The following is a 17,199-nucleotide window of genomic DNA, read 5'->3' as shown; positions in this document are numbered from 1 at the left end:
ATGACAGTCACAACAAAACAAACGATCCAAGAAGAAATAAAGCAAAATGCAGAGGAAGTCATTGCCTTAAGACGCCATTTCCATCAATATCCTGAAGCAAGTTTAAAAGAATATGAAACGATCAAACGAATCAAAGAAGAGCTGACCAAGTTAGGAATTCCTTTTGAAGCAGTGGGTGAAACAGGTGCATTAGGAACAATCGAAGGAAAAAAAGGCCAAGGGAAGACGATTATCCTACGTGCAGATATCGATGCTTTGGAATTGGAAGACGCCACTGGAAAACCTTATCAGTCTAAGAATCCTGGCTTAAATCATGCCTGCGGTCACGACGGCCATGCAGCAGCATTATTAGGCGCCGCAAAAATTTTAAAGAATCGTGAAGAAGACTTTGCCGGAACAATCAAGCTTGCGTTTCAGCCAGCAGAAGAAATCGGAGCAGGTGCTTGTCAGTTTGTAGAAGGAGGATTTGTTGAGAATGTCGATCAGGTTTTTGGTATCCATTTAGATTCGAGTGTTCCTGTCGGTAAATTAGTCGCAACGAAAGGAGCAACAAATGCTTCTTGTGATATTTTTAAAATCGAAGTAGAGGGCTTGAGCAGCCATGTCGCACAACCAAACGTTGGTCGTGATGCTGTTTTATCTGCAGCAAGCATCGTCGTAGAATTACAAAAAATCGCAGCTAGAGAAGTTAGCCCTTTAGATCCAGTCGTTATCGGAATCGGTGTATTGGATGCTGGTACAAGATATAACATTGTTGCAAATCACGCAACGATCGAAGGAACGGTGAGAGCCTTTAGTCATGAAACGCGTGCATTTGTCTTGAAACGTGTGGAAGAAATCGCAAATCAAATCGCAGAAGCACATCGCACGAAAATTTCTTCTTTTCAGATTCATGACGCGGCAGGTCCATTGATCAATGATGATACAGCAACGGAGTTGGCTCAAAAGGTAGCTGCTGGAATCGTGGGCATCGAAAATGTCGTGACAGATCATACAAAGAGCTTGGGTGCAGATGATTTTGCGGACTTCTTGCTCAAAGCTCCCGGTGTTTATGGACGTGTAGGTACACGCAATTTAGAAAATACGGATACTCAATATGGGCACCATCATGAAAAATTTGATATCGATGAAGCGGGCTTAGCTTTAGCGACTGAATTTCATGTGAGCTATGCTTTATCATACTTAGATGCCGCTGAATAAAATGAAAAACGGCTGGGCAGAAGCATTTATTTCTACGAGGATTGCTTCTGCTCCAGTTATTTATTCGGTTAGGTGTCAAGCTCGTTTTTTACTAAAAAGGATAAACAAATGATTATTTTGCTTTTTAAAATGAATATGCTAAAATATGTTCTGTAAAGAAAGGTGATCAAGAATGTTTGTTCTTTCAGATAAATTTGTCAAAAGAAGCAGCTCCCAACAAATGAATGTGATGAAGCATTGTTGCGGAGCTTAATAGAAGAAATCTTCATCGTTAGAATACTAGCAAATTTAGACTAAGTCTTAGTCTTATTTCGTGTTGTATTTTAAACGATGACCATGACTTTTAATAAAAGTGAATGAGAGGCTAAGACAAAAGCGTTAAGCTCCGAGAAATAAGAAGGAATTTATGAAAATTGTTCTTCAAATTTTTGAAAATTTCGGCTTATTTCCGAAGGAGCTACTTTTTTCTTGCCGTTTATTCGGACTTAGAGAGTGGCGCAAAACGGATGTTTCGTTTGGCTCACTCTCTTTGTTGATTGTAAACAAGGGATGAGATAAGGGAGACTTATTTTTGATCGCTTGTTTTTTGTTTGCCTAAGATCTTACGTACGGAGCATTGGTGTTCAATAGCAGAAACTGAACGAATGGACGTGTCACGTGATTTACAAAATAAAATGGAAAAGGAATGAACTACATGAGTTTATTAACGATCGAACATCTGACCCAGCGTTTCGGGGAAAAAATACTTTATGAAGATGCCTCTTTACGTGTGAATAAAGGAGACCATCTGGGACTTACTGGTCAAAATGGTGTAGGAAAATCAACGCTGATAAAAATTTTAACAGGAGAAATACTTGCAGACGATGGCGCAATTACTTGGCAAAACAATATCAAAATCGGTTACTTGGATCAGTATATGGAGGTGACCGGTGAAAGTACGATCAGTGAATTTTTACATCAAGCGTACCAACCGCTATATGAGATCGAGTCTAAAATCAATGAACTGTATTCGATCTATGGTGAGACTGGCGAAGATAAATTATTAGAGCGGGCAGGCACGCTCCAAACACATCTGGATGAAAGTGATTTTTATCAAATAGATCCAATCATCAATGATTTGGCGAACGGATTAGGAATCGAAGCGATCGGGTTGGATCGTTCGATGAAGGAGCTGAGCGGCGGACAGCGTTCCAAAGTGATTTTGGCGAAGCTGTTACTGGAAGAGCCTGATGTACTACTTTTAGATGAACCGACGAACTATTTGGATGATACTCATATTCAGTGGCTGATCAGCTATTTAACTAATTTTGACGGTACGTTTATTCTGGTGTCGCATGATTATCATTTTTTGAATGCTGTAACAAACTGTATTTGTGATATTGAATTCGGCAAGCTGACAAAATATACCGGAAATGTCGAAAAATCCTTTGCCCAAAAAGAGCTGAATAAAGAAAGCTACTTGAAACAATATCACGCCCAGCAGGCAAAAATAGAAAAAGCAGAAGCGTATATTCGTAAATACAAAGCAGGAAATCGTGCAACCCTGGCAAAAAGCCGCCAAAAGCAATTAGATCGTCTAGAAAGACTGACACCACCTGGAAGTCTAATGACACCACATATCGTTTTCCCTTATCAGCCGATCGTTGCTAGTTTAGCGTTGATCACAGATCAATTAGTGATTGGGTATGAAAAGCCATTGCTAGCACCAATCGATTTATCTGTTCATAGCGGTGAAAAGGTTGCGATTAAAGGATTCAATGGAATCGGAAAATCAACGCTGATCAAGACACTGACAGGAAAAATCAAATCACTGAGCGGCGAATTTCAATACCCAGCCAATACCAAAATAGCCTATTTTTCTCAAGACTTAACATGGAAAAATGATTATTTGACTCCATTAGCTTATTTAAGCGATCGTTTTCCTAAAAAGACGGTCAAAGAAATTCGGACATTTTTAGCTAAATGCGGATTGCCAGATAAATTGGTAAATCAAAAGCTGCGCTTATTGAGCGGAGGGGAGCAAACAAAAGTAAAATTATGTGAATTGACGATGGAAACGAGCAATCTGATTTTTCTGGATGAGCCAACGAATCACATCGATGTAGCTGCAAAGGAAAGTCTGCGTGAAGCAATTCAAGACTATCAAGGAACGATCATCATCGTTTCACATGAAGAAGAATTTTATGCTGATATCGCTGATCGAATCATCAATATTGAGGAGATGATCAGATAAAAAATAGCCGTACCTTCGTTCATCAAAGGTGCGGCTACTTTCTATCGTTTATTGTGTCAAGCCTTCATGGATCTTATCCAGGTTCCATTTCATCATTGTGTAGTAACTATCTCCATCTTCTCCCTTTTTGGCAAGAGAATCTGTGAAAATGGTACTGTAGATTGGTAATTTAGTCTCTTTTGATACGCGTTCCATACTACGTTTATCAACACTTGTTTCGACGAAAAGTACGGGCACCTTGGTTTGCCGGATTTGATCGATGATCTGCTTCATTTGATCAGGTGTGCCTTGGCTTTCGGTGTTGATCTCCCAAATATAGGCAGCCGTCAACCCATAGGCTTTAGAAAAATATTTAAACGCCCCTTCACTAGTTACCAATAGTTTTTGATCTTTTGGTATATCAGCGAATTTCTCTTTTGCTTCTTGATCCAAAGTCTCAAGATTTTTGATATAGTCGTCTGCCTTTTTATTGTAACTTGCTTCATTTTCTGGGTCCTTATCGATCAACGTATTTCGAATCGTTTCTACATATGAAATACCGTTTTGGATGTCTAACCAAGCATGAGGATCTTGCTCATTTTCTTGGCCAGCACTTGTTAAATACATGGGAGTGACATTCTGACTGACAGAGAAATAATCTTCATTTTCTTTTTTATGAGCTGTTTCCATCAATTTACTGAACCAGCCGTTTCCGCCAGTTTCTAAGTTTAATCCATTGAAAAATAGAATATCAGCTTCTGATGCTTTAGCAATGTCCTCAGGTAGCGGTTCGTATTCATGTGGATCAGTTCCAACGGGGACAATGCTGTGGATATTCACTAAATCGCCGCCAACATTTTCTGCCATATCAGCAAGAATCGAGTTAGTTGCTACGATATTTAGTTTCTTTTCATCTAATGACGTCTCTGATTTCGATTGACAGGCAGCTAATAAAAATAAACTTGCACATGCAGCGATAGTTATGCCTATTTTTTTCATAATGAGAGGTCCTCCTTCGGTTTGTTTGCAAAAAATAATCCCTTTTTTGGTGAAAATAGAAAAGCTAAAATAAAGAATCCGGCAGCAGTTAAAACGATGGTTGCTCCTGATGCTAGGTTATAAGAATAACTAAAGAACAAGCCGATAATTGAACTTAAAATGCCGAACAAAGAAGCAAGCCCGATCATTGTCGGTAAATGATTTGTCAAAAGATAGGCTGTAGCTGCGGGTGTGATCAGCATTGCGATCACTAAAATCGTTCCAACAGTTTGTAATGAAGAAACGGCCACTAATGTTAATAGAAACATCAACGCATAGTGGAAAAATTGAACATTCAATCCATATGCTTGCGCCATTGTAGGATCAAATGATGTAATTTGCAGCTCTTTATAAAACACGCCCACAAATAACAATACGAGAATACCTACGACTGCAGTGATCAAAATATCTGAATCACGAACAGCCAACACATTTCCAAAAAGAATATGGTAAAGGTCAGTGGAGCTTTTTGCAAAAGAAATCATGATGATCCCTAGTGCGAAAAAGGAGCTGAAGACTACACCGATCGCAGTATCATTTTTCAATTGGCTTTTTTGTGTGATAAAGCCAATCAATAATGCTGCTAAAATACCAAAGATAGATGCACCGAAAATATAATTTGCACCAAACATATAAGAAGCTGCGACACCAGGTAACACCGCATGAGAAATGGCATCTCCCATCAATGACATGCCTCTTAAAACGATAAATGAACCGATGATTCCTGAGATAAGCCCGACAATGATCGAGGTTATCAGTGCGTTTTGTAAAAACTGGTAACGGATCAAACCGTCAATAAAATTTGTGATCATGCATCAGCCACTCCTTTGATGATAATATCGCCCATAGATTCGCCATAAGCGAGTTGAATATTTCTGTTGGTAAAAGTCGTTGCTACAGGTCCGAAAGCAATCAATTCTTTCTTTAAAATGACCACTTCATCGAAATAATGAGCAACTTTATGCAGATCATGATGGACAATAATGATCGTCTTGCCAACGTCTTTCAATGCTTTGAGGATATCCATAATGACCTTTTCACTAGTCATATCGATCCCGACGAAAGGTTCATCTAAAACGATGATATCTGCATCTTGAGCCAGTACCCGGGCAATAAAGACACGTTGCAGCTGACCGCCGGACAACTCGCCGATTTGTCGTTTGGCAAAAGCTTCCAGTTGAACAGTTCTTAAAGCAGCTAAGGTTTTTTCTTTTTCCAGCTTACCAGGACGGTGGAATAAGCCTAATTTAGGGTAGGTTCCTAAAAGGACAACTTCTAGAACATTGATCGGGAATGATAAATCTAATGCACTGCGTTGCTCTACATAAGCGATTCGCTTTTTTTGAGTGTCGATCGGTGTGTCACCGATCAAAACGTTTCGGGACTCCGTTTTGATCAGACCGAGCAATCCTTTCAAAAAAGTCGATTTACCAGCGCCATTTGGCCCAATGATACCGGTAATACTTCCAGAAGAGAGCTGTAATGAAATATCTTGTAATGCTTTTTGACCTTGATAGCTGACAGTCAAATGCTGGACTGTAATGTTATTGTTAGTTATAGACATAAAAAAACCTCCTTTTTAGGTTTGCCTTAAAATTAGTATAAGACAAAGCTAAAATGAAATCAAGTTTTTTTTAGGCGAACCTAAAAAACGAGACAAAAGCGTTTAGCTCTGAGAAATAGAAGGAGCTGCTTTTGTCTCGCCATATATTTAGAATGAAAGGGTCTGGGACAAAACTCTGTGAGCCCAATCCCAGACACCTGGAATCCGGATAAACGGTGAGAACAGAAGCAATCCCACTACGTTGCACTCCGATCTCATCAAAAGCTAAGGGCTAAAGCCCTTAGCTTTGAAGGTCGGAAATAAGAAAGAATTCACAAAAATTTGATAAACAATTTTCGTGAATTCTTTCTTATTTCTCGGGATTAGACACTTCTGTCTCAACCTCTCTTTAAATGTGTCACAGTTTCTCAAAGGAAGTAAAATAATTAAGCTTTGTAAGGGCCAAGTAAATTGAACATCGCATTAGCTAAATCTGAATTTGTTTTATCTTTTGGGTGCTGATTCGATAGAAGGATCACCGAGTCTTGTTGATCTTTAGAAAATAATGCATTAGATTCAAAGCCAGCCTCTGAGCCGTGTCCTTTGATATAAGTAGGAAAATTATAGAGACCGCCCATATACTTTGTTTCAGTTTCGGGTGTCCACACTTTATCGCTGAGTGTTTGGTCGATCAAATGACCTTCGAATAAGTTTGCATAAAAGCGATAAAGATCACCGACAGTCATTGCTACATTACCTGTACCAACTTCTTGATCAAAGGTTAGCTGATTGTCCGTGATTTCATTTCCCAAATCGTTGCCGTCGATTTTTTCATACGCATAAGTACGATTGAAAGAATTTAGGAAATCATCATAAAAAGAAGTGTGGGTCAGTTGTATTTTTTGAACGAAGGCTTGCTCAAACAATTCACGATAGGTTTGATTGGTCACACGCTCTAAAACACCTGCTAAGATTCGATAATTGACGCCGTCATATTTATATTTGTCGTAATCCCCCATTCGTGCATGGTTGATCGAAAAACGCAGAAAGTCATCTTCAGACATCATCTCTGTAGGGTATTCATTTTGGTACAAACCAGAACGCATAGCTAATAGCTGTCGAATCGTTATTTTATGACTTCCAGGCACAGTAGGATAAAATTGATCTAAGGTTTGCTCTAAGGATAAATGACCAGATTGGACTTGCTGTAAAATCAACACACAAGTCATTGCTTTTTGGATAGAACCAATTTGAAAGGTTGACTGATAGGTATTCGGAGTATTTTCAGATACATTTGCATAACCAAATCCTTTTTGCAAAATGATCTGACCCTTATGGACAACAAGAGCCGTACCAACAAAACTTTTATCGATCAATTGTTGATTTAATCTATCAGCAAGCTCTGAAGTCGGTTCGACCGTCTGATCGAAGTTTTCTTTTCTTTTTGCATCTGTGGTTAGAGAAGCAGAGGATCGTGTAGACGGAAGTGTTGTTTCGCTTGTAGCATCTTTGGAAACAGAATGAGATTGATGCTGAAAAAATAGCAAATATATTTCCAAGCCTACAACTACAAAAAGTAGTAAAATAACGAGCATAGGCAGCCATGAGTTTGATCCTTTGTGATGTTTTGAATGCCGCATAAGCGAATCACCTCCAATATAGTTCTTATTTTACTGATGAGGAAAAGAAACGCAATTTGATTCTGTGTGAATCAACGAACAATTTTGTAAGTATACTGTAATAAAAAAAGAGACAATATAAAAACACTTATTTTCTAGTAAGAAAGAAAAAGATTCATGATTTTTTATCGAATCAATGGTAGAATGGAAAATGAAGCTTTGAGTAAAAATACAGAGTAAAAATATCGAAAGTGCGGAGGAAATCATGACCCAAAAATACAAGGATAAAACATTACGGATCTTTAGTTTGAATGCCAATCGTCCTTTAGCTGAGAAAATAGCTGAGGTTGTCGGGACTGAATTAGGAAAGAGTACGGTTCGTCAATTTAGTGATGGAGAGATTCAAATCAATATTGAAGAGAGTATTCGTGGGGATCATGTTTTTCTGATTCAATCAACTAATTTACCGGTAAACGATCATTTGATGGAGTTATTGATCATGATCGATGCATTAAAACGTGCTAGTGCGAAAACAATCAATGTTGTTTTACCCTATTATGGCTATGCTAGACAGGACCGCACAGCAAAACCAAGAGAACCGATCACTGCAAAATTAGTAGCGAATTTGTTAGAAGAAGCAGGAGCAACACGAGTGCTGACGCTTGATTTACATACAGTTCAAGTGCAGGGATTCTTTGATATTCCTGTAGATAATCTTTTCACGATGCCGTTATTTGCACATAACTATCGAAAACAAGGGAAGACCGGTGAAGATATTGTCGTAGTTTCTCCTAAAAACAGCGGCGTTCAGCGAGCAAGAAGCTTATCTGAATATCTTGATGCAACATTAGCGATCATCGATCAGGATGAAGTTGATGGCGTGCGTTCAGGTTATGTCATCGGTGAAGTCAAAGGAAAAACCTGTATTCTCGTTGATGATATCTTAAATACAGGAGAAACGTTGACAACGGCAGCTGAGATATTGAAGGAAAACGGAGCAAAATGCATTTATGCCTGTGCTTCTCACGGATTACTTTCAAAAGGTGCAAAACAGACATTAGACAACTCACCGATCGAACAGATCTGTGTGACAGATTCTGTCTTTATCTCAGAGGATCGTCGTCCTGAAGGTCTAAATATTGTATCTTGTGCGGAATTGATGGGAGAAGCTGTGAAGCGTATCCATGAAAATACACCGATGAGTCCGCTGTTTCGTTTAGAAGAAAAATAATCATTATCTGTTTTTACGAAAGAAGTTCAGCTGTGTGTTTATACTGAGCTTCTTTTTATTGAATAAGAAAGGGAGTTGTTTGATTGAAAGAACAAAGAAAAGGCGTTCTACTGGGATTTATTGCTTATATATTTTGGGGCGTTATTCCGATTTATTGGAAGCTGATGCCGATGGTCGATCCGCTTGATATCTTATGCTATCGAATTGTCTGGTCGTTTTTATTTATGCTGATCTATATTTTTGTGACAAAAAAATGGACACTATTTTTAGCTGAAGTCAAAAGTGTTTTAAAAGAGAAGAAGAAATTATTTGCTATTATTTGTGCGGCTATTTTGATTTCATTAAACTGGTTTACATTTATTTATACGGTGAGTCAAGGACATGTCACACAGGCTAGCTTGGGGTATTATATGAACCCTTTAGTCAACGTGCTGCTGGCAACCTTGATTTTAAAAGAAAAACTCAGCCGTTCGGGCTTGATCGCTTGTGGATTGGCTTTGACTGGAGTTGTGTTATTAACGATCCAAACAGGTCAACTGCCGCTGGCTCCGTTGATCATGGCGGTAACATTCAGTTTTTATGGGCTGATCAAAAAGGGAGTTTCTGTTAGTTCGTACACAGGCTTGACGATCGAGACCTTCGTTATTTTGCCGCTTGCGTTGATCTATCTGATTTTTTTCTCTAAGCAAGGCTTCATGAATTATGAACTATCAACAAATCTGCTATTGGTCGGTGCAGGTGTGGTCACAGCGATCCCGCTACTTCTTTTTGCGGAAGCTGCAAAAAAGATTTCCTATATCATACTTGGCTTCATCCAATATGTAGGACCGACCTTGATGCTTTTATCAGCATTGTTCATATACCACGAGCCGTATTCGTTAGAGCAATTTATGGCTTTTGGCTTTATTTGGCTGGGCATTGCAGTATTCACTTATGGAAATATTTATACGTACCGCAAAGAAAAACGATTTGTAAAATAAACGATATGACAGTAAATTTTGAGGAATGGGAACACTTATGTTAAACTAATGCCAATAAAAAGTGGTTCAGAAAGGAAGAGTTCAATGACTTCGATCTATTTAGACCATGCGGCAACAACTCCGATGCATCCTAGTGTCATTGAAGTAGTGGCAGCTGAAATGGCAAACACATTCGGCAATCCATCCAGTATCCATACATTCGGCCGTCAAGCACACCGCAAGATTGAAAATGTACGTCAAGTGGTTGCAGAAAGCCTTCACGTCAAACCGCATGAAATTATTTTTAACAGTGGCGGCACTGAAGGTGATAATACAGCAATCATTGAAACAGCTTTATCTAAAAAAGAGCAGGGAATGCATCTGATCACAACAGCAATTGAACATCCAGCAGTATTAGAAACAATGAAATATCTAGAAACGCTAGGATTTGAAGTGACATATCTTCCTGTCGATGAAACGGGGCAATTATCTGTAGAAAAGCTCAAGCAAGAATTGCGAGAAGACACAACGCTTGTTTCTGTGATGTACGGCAACAATGAAATCGGCAATCTCTTACCAATCAAAGAAATAGGTCTTCTATTGAAAGAGCATCCAGCTGTTTTTCATACAGATGCGGTTCAAGCATATGGATCAGAACAAATAGCTCCTCATGAGCTTGGAATCGATCTACTTAGTATTTCAGCACATAAAATCAATGGACCTAAAGGGGTAGGATTTCTGTATAAAAATGATGCTCTTTCTCTTCCTTCTTTTTTACATGGTGGAGAACAAGAAGAAAAACGTAGAGCAGGGACAGAAAATGTTGCGGGGATCGTTGGTTTGGGTAAAGCTGTAGAGCTTTTGACTGATGACGAGAAAAAACGGCGTCATGAAGCGTACGTTGACTATCAAAAATTGATTTTAACAAAACTAGATCAGGCAGCAGTAGCTTATCAAATCAATGGTGCACCTGAAAATAAATTAGCGCACATTTTGAATGTACGTTTTCCTGAAGTGTCAAGTGACTTATTATTGATGCATTTAGACCTTCAAGGAGTAGCGATTTCTACTGGATCGGCCTGTACTGCAGGGACGGTCGAACCTTCTCATGTATTGGAAGCAATGTATGGGAAAGGCCATCCGGCTATCAAAGAATCAGTAAGGATCAGTTTTGGTTTAGGTACGAATAGAGAACAAATCGAAGAATTTACAGATATTTTGATTCAAACGATCCAAAGACTTAAAGCGAGCTGAAAGAAAAGCTGATTAGTGGTAGAAAAAAATGACTATAACAATTATAATAGAAGAAACAATGAATAAATGAGGTGGAAAAATGGCATTTGCTGATAAAGCAACAGTAGAAGGCTGTGAAGTCTATTACAAAGTTAATGAACAAGCAAAAAAATATACATTAAAAGATAATGGATTTGTTGAAACAAATTCTGGTAATTTTCAATTGGTTCGTCCATTGGATGCAACACCCCAAAGTAAAGAAGGTTTCAAATTAAAAATTACGATCGCTAGCGACTTAAAAACATTGAAAATGTCTGTTACAACAGCTAACGGCTTAAAATCAATGAACATTTTCAAAGGTGATGCTCATGCGATGAGTCAGGAGAAATTCTATTTCTTGATGGATGGCATGATCAGCCGTGGAGTATTTGAAAAAGCGTAGATTATAGCAGAGGATGAGTCAAAAGTCGCTTAGGTTTTGTTGGTGGTTGCGAAATTACTGGAGAATCTGACTATTGGTCACCGTGTATTAAAAAACAGAGTTTTGGACAAAACTAGAAAACAGTTTTGTTCAGGGCTCTGTTTTTTGGCTATCCGATGATTTCTTAATTAAATGAGAAGAATCGCTCAATACCTTTACATCTTTCAAAATCCTAGTATAATAAGTATCACTGAAAAGTTACGACCTTCAAATCGTGGATGATTTCAGAATCTAAATTGAAATGATGGTGATCAAATGACAGATAACAGCAAAACTCGTGTTGTTGTAGGCATGAGCGGCGGTGTAGATTCATCTGTTACAGCGTTGCTTTTAAAAGAGCAGGGCTATGATGTCGTGGGCATCTTTATGAAAAATTGGGATGACACAGACGAAAATGGTGTATGTACAGCAACAGAAGACTACAAAGATGTAGCAAAAGTTGCCGATCAAATTGGTATTCCTTATTATTCAGTCAACTTTGAAAAGGAATATTGGGATCGAGTGTTTGAATACTTTTTAGCGGAATATCGCTGCGGCCGCACACCGAATCCGGATGTGATGTGCAATAAAGAAATCAAATTCAAAGCATTTTTGGATTATGCAATGCAATTAGGAGCAGATTATGTGGCAACAGGTCACTATGCTCAAGTCGAACGTAAAGAAGACGGCACGGTACGTATGCTTCGTGGTGTCGATAATAATAAAGATCAAACCTATTTCTTAAGTCAACTGTCTCAAGCACAACTCTCTAAAACAATGTTTCCATTAGGCGGCATGGAAAAATCAGAAGTCCGTGCGATCGCTGAAAGAGCTGATCTTGCTACAGCCAAGAAAAAAGATTCAACTGGTGTATGCTTTATCGGAGAAAAAAACTTCAAACAATTTTTAAGTAACTATCTGCCAGCTAAAAAAGGAAACATGGTTACATTAGATGGTGAGATTAAAGGCCAACACGATGGTTTGATGTATTATACGATCGGTCAACGCCAAGGACTAGGAATCGGTGGGGGTAAAGGCTCACAAGAACCATGGTTTGTGATCGGTAAAGATCTTGAAACGAATACATTGTATGTTGGTCAAGGCTTCCATCATGAACGCTTGTACGCGACTCATTTAGATGCAAGTGAAATTCATTTTACCGTTGATACGGATATGCCGAAAGAATTTGAATGTACAGCGAAATTCCGTTATCGTCAACAAGATGTACCAGTCAAAGTTGTTTTAACTGGTGATGGGACCACAGCGAAAGTCATTTTTTCAGAGCCAGTTCGTGCAATCACACCTGGACAAGCCGTTGTCTTTTATGATGGTATGGAATGTCTTGGCGGCGGTCTGATCGACCAAGCCTATCAAGAAGAAAAAGTTCTACAATATATATAGTAGATTGAGACAAAAGTCGTTAAGGTTTGAGCAATTGAAGCAAAAGAAAAATAATACGTTTTTTGTAATGATTGCCTTTTGAAAAATTGTCGAAGAACCAGATTTTTGACCACTTTTATCAAGTTTTAGACAGAAACTGGGTCGTAACTCGTAGAGTTACGACCCAGTTCTTTTTAAAACGAATAAACGGTGGAAGCAGAAATAATTTCCGCTTATTTCTTGGAGTTTGTCCCATCCTGACTGCTGCTATTACGAAAATAGGCTCTAGATTCCGAGGATACGATCAAATAAACAATTGAACCGAATTCTGCTACACGAAAAGCTAACATAACCATTTTTGGGAAAATCCGCACCATGATCGGCGGATAAAAATAAATCAAAAAGATAAAAGGAATAAATAAGCAAGCCAAGATATACCCTTTTTTTCCGCCAGTCAAAAGACCAGCGATCACGATGATATAAACGATGAACACTAAAATTTGATACCAAACATCTGCTCCAAAGGTTCCATCCCCTTCAACAACAGCTTTCAACGCCATGATCAGACTAATAATGATCAAAATATTATTGTAAAGAAGTAGATAGAGGCCAATTGAATTCCAAAATACAGGTTTTTTCATGATAAACGATCCTTTCCATAGTATTCCTATTTTAGCAAAAGCCTTTTCCGTCTGCAATTAGATAAAAAGGAAAAATTTGACGTTATTCTCCTTTGACTTATGGTAAAATGAAAAATGAGCGTTTAAACAAAAAACATTTCACAAGCACTTAAGTTGAAAGATTTCTTTTAAGTGACTAGAATAGCACTTGTAGAAAGAATTGGAGTGATTAACGGATGTACCAAGTAATTACCATGTACGGTGATAATGAACCGTGGTGGTTTTTTGAAGACTGGCAGGAAGATATTGAAGAAGAGAAAAGCTTTGACTGTCTTGAAGACGCAGAACGTTACTACATAAAAAAATGGCAAGAACTTTCATCAACTCATGAATACATAAATACTAAAGTAAATTATTTGGCGGCGTTTTGGAATGACGGTGATGAGCGTTGGTGTGAAGAGTGTGATGAAGATTTACAGCAGTACAGAGGATTAGCTTTGTTAAAAGATCATCAGGCTGTTACGTTTGAAAGCGGCGATGATTTTCATGAACGTCATAATGATTGTGCAAAACCAAAGTGCTGTAAAACAAGTTTAGTCTAAAAATGAAGCTGAGATAAAAAGCGTTTAGTTCTGGGAAATAAGTCGCTTTCTCTCGTCTTTTATTCAGAAGTAGAGCCCAAAGCAAAACTAGTTTTTAGTTTTGTTTTGGGCTCTTTTTTTGATCAATCGCAGACCCATTTGCCATCTTCCATATTACAAGAAGCACCAGCGGACTGGTCAGTGTCTACGAACTCAATGATAGGACTTTCTTTTTCTTTGATCGTTTGGATCGCCTGAATGATCTGCTCAAGCGGCTGAGCACCATTTATCAGATACTTTCCATTAACGATCAATGCCGGAACACCTGATAATTGATACTGATCGGCTAATTGAAAATCAGCGTCAACTAAAGCGAGTGTGGCAGGATCATCAAATGCTTTTTGCCATTGTTCAAAATCTAAAGAGCTTGCTTGAACGAGAGCAGAAATGACTGCCAGATCTTCAATATTTTGATTTTCAACAAATAGCGCATGTTGTAACGCATCGAAAAGTTCCCAGTAGCCTTCCTGACCTGCAATCACACCCGCAGCTTTAGCAGCGATCAACCCGTTTTTTGAAGTTGGGAAAAGAAAGTCTTTTTGCTCCATTCCTTTAATATTAAAGCGGTGCAGCTCGTCATTTTGATTAGCATGGGCCCAATGTGAGAGGATTTCCTGCTTCGCTTGCTCTCTAGAACCAAACATTTGAGCAAGATGTTCAGGCTCCCAAGCGAGGGCAAAGGAACGGTGGATGATTTTTATATCGGGAACGGTCTTTTGAGCTTGTCTCATTCGATAAGACATGGGAAAACAAAAACTGCAAATAACGTCGTGAAAAAATTCAATTGTGATCATAGTTTCTCCTTTTTTATACTTACTAATAGTAAGTATAAAGCTTTATTCGTAACATTTCAATAAAAAGATTTCCGAAGATCGCAATGGTGGAAAAGAATATGTTAAAATGAAGGCATTGAAATTTAAAATTAAACGGACATCTATATAAAAAGTCAAAGAAAAGTGAGTGAAAAAAATGGCGAATAAACAACTGATCATTGCTGAAAAACCTAGTGTTGCCAAAGATTTGAGTAAAGTTCTAGGAGCAAATCAAAAAAATAAAAGCTATTATGAAGGACCGACTGTCATCGTGACTTGGGCGTTAGGTCATTTATTAGGATTAAAAATGCCGGAAGATATCAATAAAGAATGGCAAAGCTGGCAAATGGAAACTTTGCCGATGGTGCCAAAAAAACTAGGGATCAAGCCTTTGCCTAAAACAGGTCATCAGTTAAAAGCGATCAAACAATTAGCGAATCGCAAAGATGTATCCGAAGCCGTGATCGCAACGGATGCTGGTCGTGAAGGAGAACTTGTTGCACGCTGGATCTTGGAGTATGTTCATTTCAATAAACCAGTCAAAAGACTATGGATCTCTTCTCAAACAGACAAAGCGATCAAAGATGGTTTTAAGAAATTGCGGCCTGCTAAAGAGTATGACAATTTGTATTACTCTGCACTAGCTCGTGCCAAAGCAGACTGGTTAGTCGGTTTAAATGTGACAAGAGCATTGACTGTTAAATATCAGGACAGTTTGTCAGCAGGACGAGTTCAAACCCCAACATTATCATTAGTACGACAACAAGAAAAGAAAATCGAAAGCTTCCGTCCACAAACTTATTTTTCTGTAGACCTACATGTGCAAAAAGAAAAAGCAAAATTAGTACAAAGTAATCCTTACAGTTTCAAAGAGCGAAATGACGTAGAAGCATTTGTTAAAAAGCTTAGTGAAACCAAAGGGAAAGTAACGGATATTCAAGAAAAAAGTAAGACAGAACAAGCGCCATTACCTTATGATTTAACGGAAATCCAACGAGAAGCGAACCAACGTTATCAATTTTCAGCAAAAAAGACATTGTCCCTTGTTCAAAGCCTATATGAATTTCATAAAATCGTCACTTATCCAAGAACAGACAGTAAATACTTGACCACAGATATGAAAGCGACGATGAAAGAACGACTGCAGGCAGTCAGCGATTTTGCACCAGAAGTGAAAACATATATCAAAAATGGCGCTCAGGTCAAATTGACGAAAGTCTTTCAAAATGAGAAAGTTACAGATCACCACGCTTTGATCCCGACAGAGCAACGGCCGCGTTATGAGAAGTTGAGTGGCGATGAACAAAAAATCTACAACATGATCGTTACACGCTTTCTAGGAATGTTCGCAGAACCGCACCGAACAAAACAAACAAAAATAACCGTGAGTTTTGGCAAAGAACAATTTATTTTCCGTCAAAACAAAGTAGAAGAAGCAGGCTGGAAGCAAGAGAAAGAAGAAAATGTACCATCTGTTGATTGGAAGCTGGATATGGTGATTCCGCCGAATTTTACGATCAATAAAGAATTAACGAGTCCGCCAAAACCGTTGACAGAAGGAACCTTACTAGGATTGATGGAAAAGCATAGCTTGGGAACACCAGCGACTCGTGCTGAAATCATTGAAAAGCTGATCAAATCTGAATTGATGGAGCGTACAACAAGCGGCTTGATGGTTTCTTCAAAAGGAAAACAATTACTTGAGCTAGTCAATCCATCGTTGGTAACGCCTGAGCTAACAGAAAAATGGGAAAAAGAACTTGAAGCGATCGCTAAAGGTAAGCAAAGCAGTACCGCTTTCTTGAAAGAAATCGAGCACGATACGAAAAAGCTTGTCAGTGAAATCAAACAAAGTGAAAGCAAATATCAGGACTTTTCGATCACACAAAAGAAATGTCCAGACTGTGGTTCAAATTTACGCGAGAAAAACACCAAAGATGGAAAAATTTATGTGTGTACCAATCAAGAGTGTAACTACCGCAGAAGAAAAGATCCTAAGGTATCGAATCATCGTTGCTCTCAATGTCATCGTAAAATGGAGATCATTGAAGGGAAAAATGGTGCCTATTTCAAATGCAAGTACTGCTCGATCACTGAAAAAATGCAAGACAAAAAAGAACGCAGTAAAAAATTGAGCAAACATGAAGAACGAAAACTAATGAAAAAATATGCTCAAAAAGAAGAACCAGAAGAAAGTGCATTAGCTCAAGCGCTAAAAGCTGCGATGCAAAATAATGATTGACCAATAAAA

15 protein-coding genes are annotated in these 17,199 nt (G+C 38.4%); 9 read left to right on the top strand and 6 right to left on the bottom strand.

Annotation, left to right across the window (positions count from 1 at the left end; all coding sequences use genetic code 11):
• The gene (locus A5889_RS05065) at positions 1–1,200 is read left to right on the top strand and encodes an amidohydrolase (protein WP_087641156.1); all 1,200 of its coding nucleotides are present in this window, start codon (positions 1–3) and stop codon (positions 1,198–1,200) included.
• Positions 1,201–1,894: 694 nt separating this feature from the next.
• Positions 1,895–3,433, top strand: a complete 1,539-nt coding sequence (locus A5889_RS05060; RefSeq protein ID WP_087641157.1) for an ABC-F family ATP-binding cassette domain-containing protein — start codon at positions 1,895–1,897, stop codon at positions 3,431–3,433.
• Positions 3,434–3,481: 48 nt separating this feature from the next.
• Here the strand turns inward: A5889_RS05060 and A5889_RS05055 are convergent, their stop codons facing one another.
• From A5889_RS05055 to A5889_RS05040, 4 genes are all read right to left on the bottom strand, one after another.
• Positions 3,482–4,411 carry a metal ABC transporter substrate-binding protein gene (locus tag A5889_RS05055; protein WP_087641158.1) on the bottom strand — a complete coding sequence of 310 codons (930 nt, stop codon included), beginning with the start codon at positions 4,409–4,411 and terminating at the stop codon, positions 3,482–3,484.
• Positions 4,408–5,262, bottom strand: a complete 855-nt coding sequence (locus tag A5889_RS05050; protein ID WP_087641159.1) for a metal ABC transporter permease — start codon at positions 5,260–5,262, stop codon at positions 4,408–4,410. Before A5889_RS05050 ends, A5889_RS05055 begins: the two co-directional genes overlap by 4 nt.
• Complete coding sequence (locus tag A5889_RS05045; protein ID WP_087641160.1) at positions 5,259–6,014, bottom strand: metal ABC transporter ATP-binding protein; 756 nt, start codon at positions 6,012–6,014, stop codon at positions 5,259–5,261. Before A5889_RS05045 ends, A5889_RS05050 begins: the two co-directional genes overlap by 4 nt.
• A 425-nt stretch (positions 6,015–6,439) precedes the next feature.
• A complete protein-coding gene (locus tag A5889_RS05040; RefSeq protein ID WP_087641161.1) occupies positions 6,440–7,633 on the bottom strand; it encodes a serine hydrolase domain-containing protein in 1,194 nt (397 codons plus the stop codon).
• A gap of 244 nt (positions 7,634–7,877) precedes the next feature.
• Between A5889_RS05040 and A5889_RS05035 the strand changes: the two genes are divergently transcribed.
• From A5889_RS05035 to mnmA, 5 genes are all read left to right on the top strand, one after another.
• Entirely contained in the window at positions 7,878–8,843 is a 966-nt protein-coding gene (locus A5889_RS05035; RefSeq protein ID WP_087641162.1) for a ribose-phosphate diphosphokinase, read from the top strand.
• Between the two features lie 83 nt (positions 8,844–8,926).
• Complete coding sequence (gene rarD, locus A5889_RS05030) at positions 8,927–9,823, top strand: EamA family transporter RarD (protein WP_087641163.1); 897 nt, start codon at positions 8,927–8,929, stop codon at positions 9,821–9,823.
• 84 nt (positions 9,824–9,907) lie between these two features.
• Entirely contained in the window at positions 9,908–11,056 is a 1,149-nt protein-coding gene (locus tag A5889_RS05025) for a cysteine desulfurase family protein (RefSeq protein ID WP_087641164.1), read from the top strand.
• 79 nt (positions 11,057–11,135) lie between these two features.
• Positions 11,136–11,477: a DUF1831 domain-containing protein gene (locus A5889_RS05020; RefSeq protein WP_087641165.1), complete on the top strand. Its 342-nt coding sequence runs from the start codon at positions 11,136–11,138 to the stop codon at positions 11,475–11,477.
• Positions 11,478–11,771: 294 nt separating this feature from the next.
• A complete protein-coding gene (mnmA, locus tag A5889_RS05015; RefSeq protein WP_087641166.1) occupies positions 11,772–12,896 on the top strand; it encodes a tRNA 2-thiouridine(34) synthase MnmA in 1,125 nt (374 codons plus the stop codon).
• Between the two features lie 212 nt (positions 12,897–13,108).
• Here mnmA and A5889_RS05010 read toward each other — a convergent pair whose 3' ends face one another.
• Positions 13,109–13,516: a hypothetical protein gene (locus tag A5889_RS05010; RefSeq protein WP_087641167.1), complete on the bottom strand. Its 408-nt coding sequence runs from the start codon at positions 13,514–13,516 to the stop codon at positions 13,109–13,111.
• 215 nt (positions 13,517–13,731) lie between these two features.
• On the opposite strand from A5889_RS05010, the gene A5889_RS05005 reads away from it, so the two are divergent.
• Positions 13,732–14,097 (top strand): DUF1033 family protein, encoded by a 366-nt coding sequence (locus A5889_RS05005; RefSeq protein WP_087641168.1) that lies wholly within the window; start codon positions 13,732–13,734, stop codon positions 14,095–14,097.
• Positions 14,098–14,219: 122 nt separating this feature from the next.
• On the opposite strand, the gene A5889_RS05000 is transcribed toward A5889_RS05005, so the two are convergent.
• Complete coding sequence (locus A5889_RS05000; RefSeq protein WP_422389714.1) at positions 14,220–14,927, bottom strand: DsbA family oxidoreductase; 708 nt, start codon at positions 14,925–14,927, stop codon at positions 14,220–14,222.
• A 178-nt stretch (positions 14,928–15,105) separates the two neighbouring features.
• Between A5889_RS05000 and A5889_RS04995 the strand changes: the two genes are divergently transcribed.
• On the top strand, positions 15,106–17,190 hold the full coding sequence (locus A5889_RS04995; RefSeq protein WP_087641170.1) for a DNA topoisomerase III: 2,085 nt from the start codon (positions 15,106–15,108) through the stop codon (positions 17,188–17,190).
• Positions 17,191–17,199: the final 9 nt, after the last annotated feature.

Origin of the sequence: Enterococcus sp. 9D6_DIV0238 (assembly GCF_002174455.2) — a bacterium.
Classification (GTDB): Bacteria; Bacillota; Bacilli; order Lactobacillales; family Enterococcaceae; genus Enterococcus_L; species Enterococcus_L dunnyi.
Note: the sequence above shows the minus strand (reverse complement) of the source record. Positions and strands in the feature narration are given on the sequence as shown.

Coding starts and splice junctions, on each gene's coding strand:
- A5889_RS05035 (WP_087641162.1), top strand. CDS start 7,878: ATGACCCAAAAATACAAGGATAAAACATTACGGATCTTTAGTTTGAAT.
- A5889_RS05065 (WP_087641156.1), top strand. CDS start 1: ATGACAGTCACAACAAAACAAACGATCCAAGAAGAAATAAAGCAAAAT.
- A5889_RS05025 (WP_087641164.1), top strand. CDS start 9,908: ATGACTTCGATCTATTTAGACCATGCGGCAACAACTCCGATGCATCCT.
- A5889_RS05060 (WP_087641157.1), top strand. CDS start 1,895: ATGAGTTTATTAACGATCGAACATCTGACCCAGCGTTTCGGGGAAAAA.
- A5889_RS05040 (WP_087641161.1), bottom strand. CDS start 7,633: ATGCGGCATTCAAAACATCACAAAGGATCAAACTCATGGCTGCCTATG.
- A5889_RS05050 (WP_087641159.1), bottom strand. CDS start 5,262: ATGATCACAAATTTTATTGACGGTTTGATCCGTTACCAGTTTTTACAA.
- mnmA (WP_087641166.1), top strand. CDS start 11,772: ATGACAGATAACAGCAAAACTCGTGTTGTTGTAGGCATGAGCGGCGGT.
- A5889_RS05045 (WP_087641160.1), bottom strand. CDS start 6,014: ATGTCTATAACTAACAATAACATTACAGTCCAGCATTTGACTGTCAGC.
- A5889_RS05010 (WP_087641167.1), bottom strand. CDS start 13,516: ATGAAAAAACCTGTATTTTGGAATTCAATTGGCCTCTATCTACTTCTT.
- A5889_RS05020 (WP_087641165.1), top strand. CDS start 11,136: ATGGCATTTGCTGATAAAGCAACAGTAGAAGGCTGTGAAGTCTATTAC.
- A5889_RS04995 (WP_087641170.1), top strand. CDS start 15,106: ATGGCGAATAAACAACTGATCATTGCTGAAAAACCTAGTGTTGCCAAA.
- A5889_RS05055 (WP_087641158.1), bottom strand. CDS start 4,411: ATGAAAAAAATAGGCATAACTATCGCTGCATGTGCAAGTTTATTTTTA.
- A5889_RS05005 (WP_087641168.1), top strand. CDS start 13,732: ATGTACCAAGTAATTACCATGTACGGTGATAATGAACCGTGGTGGTTT.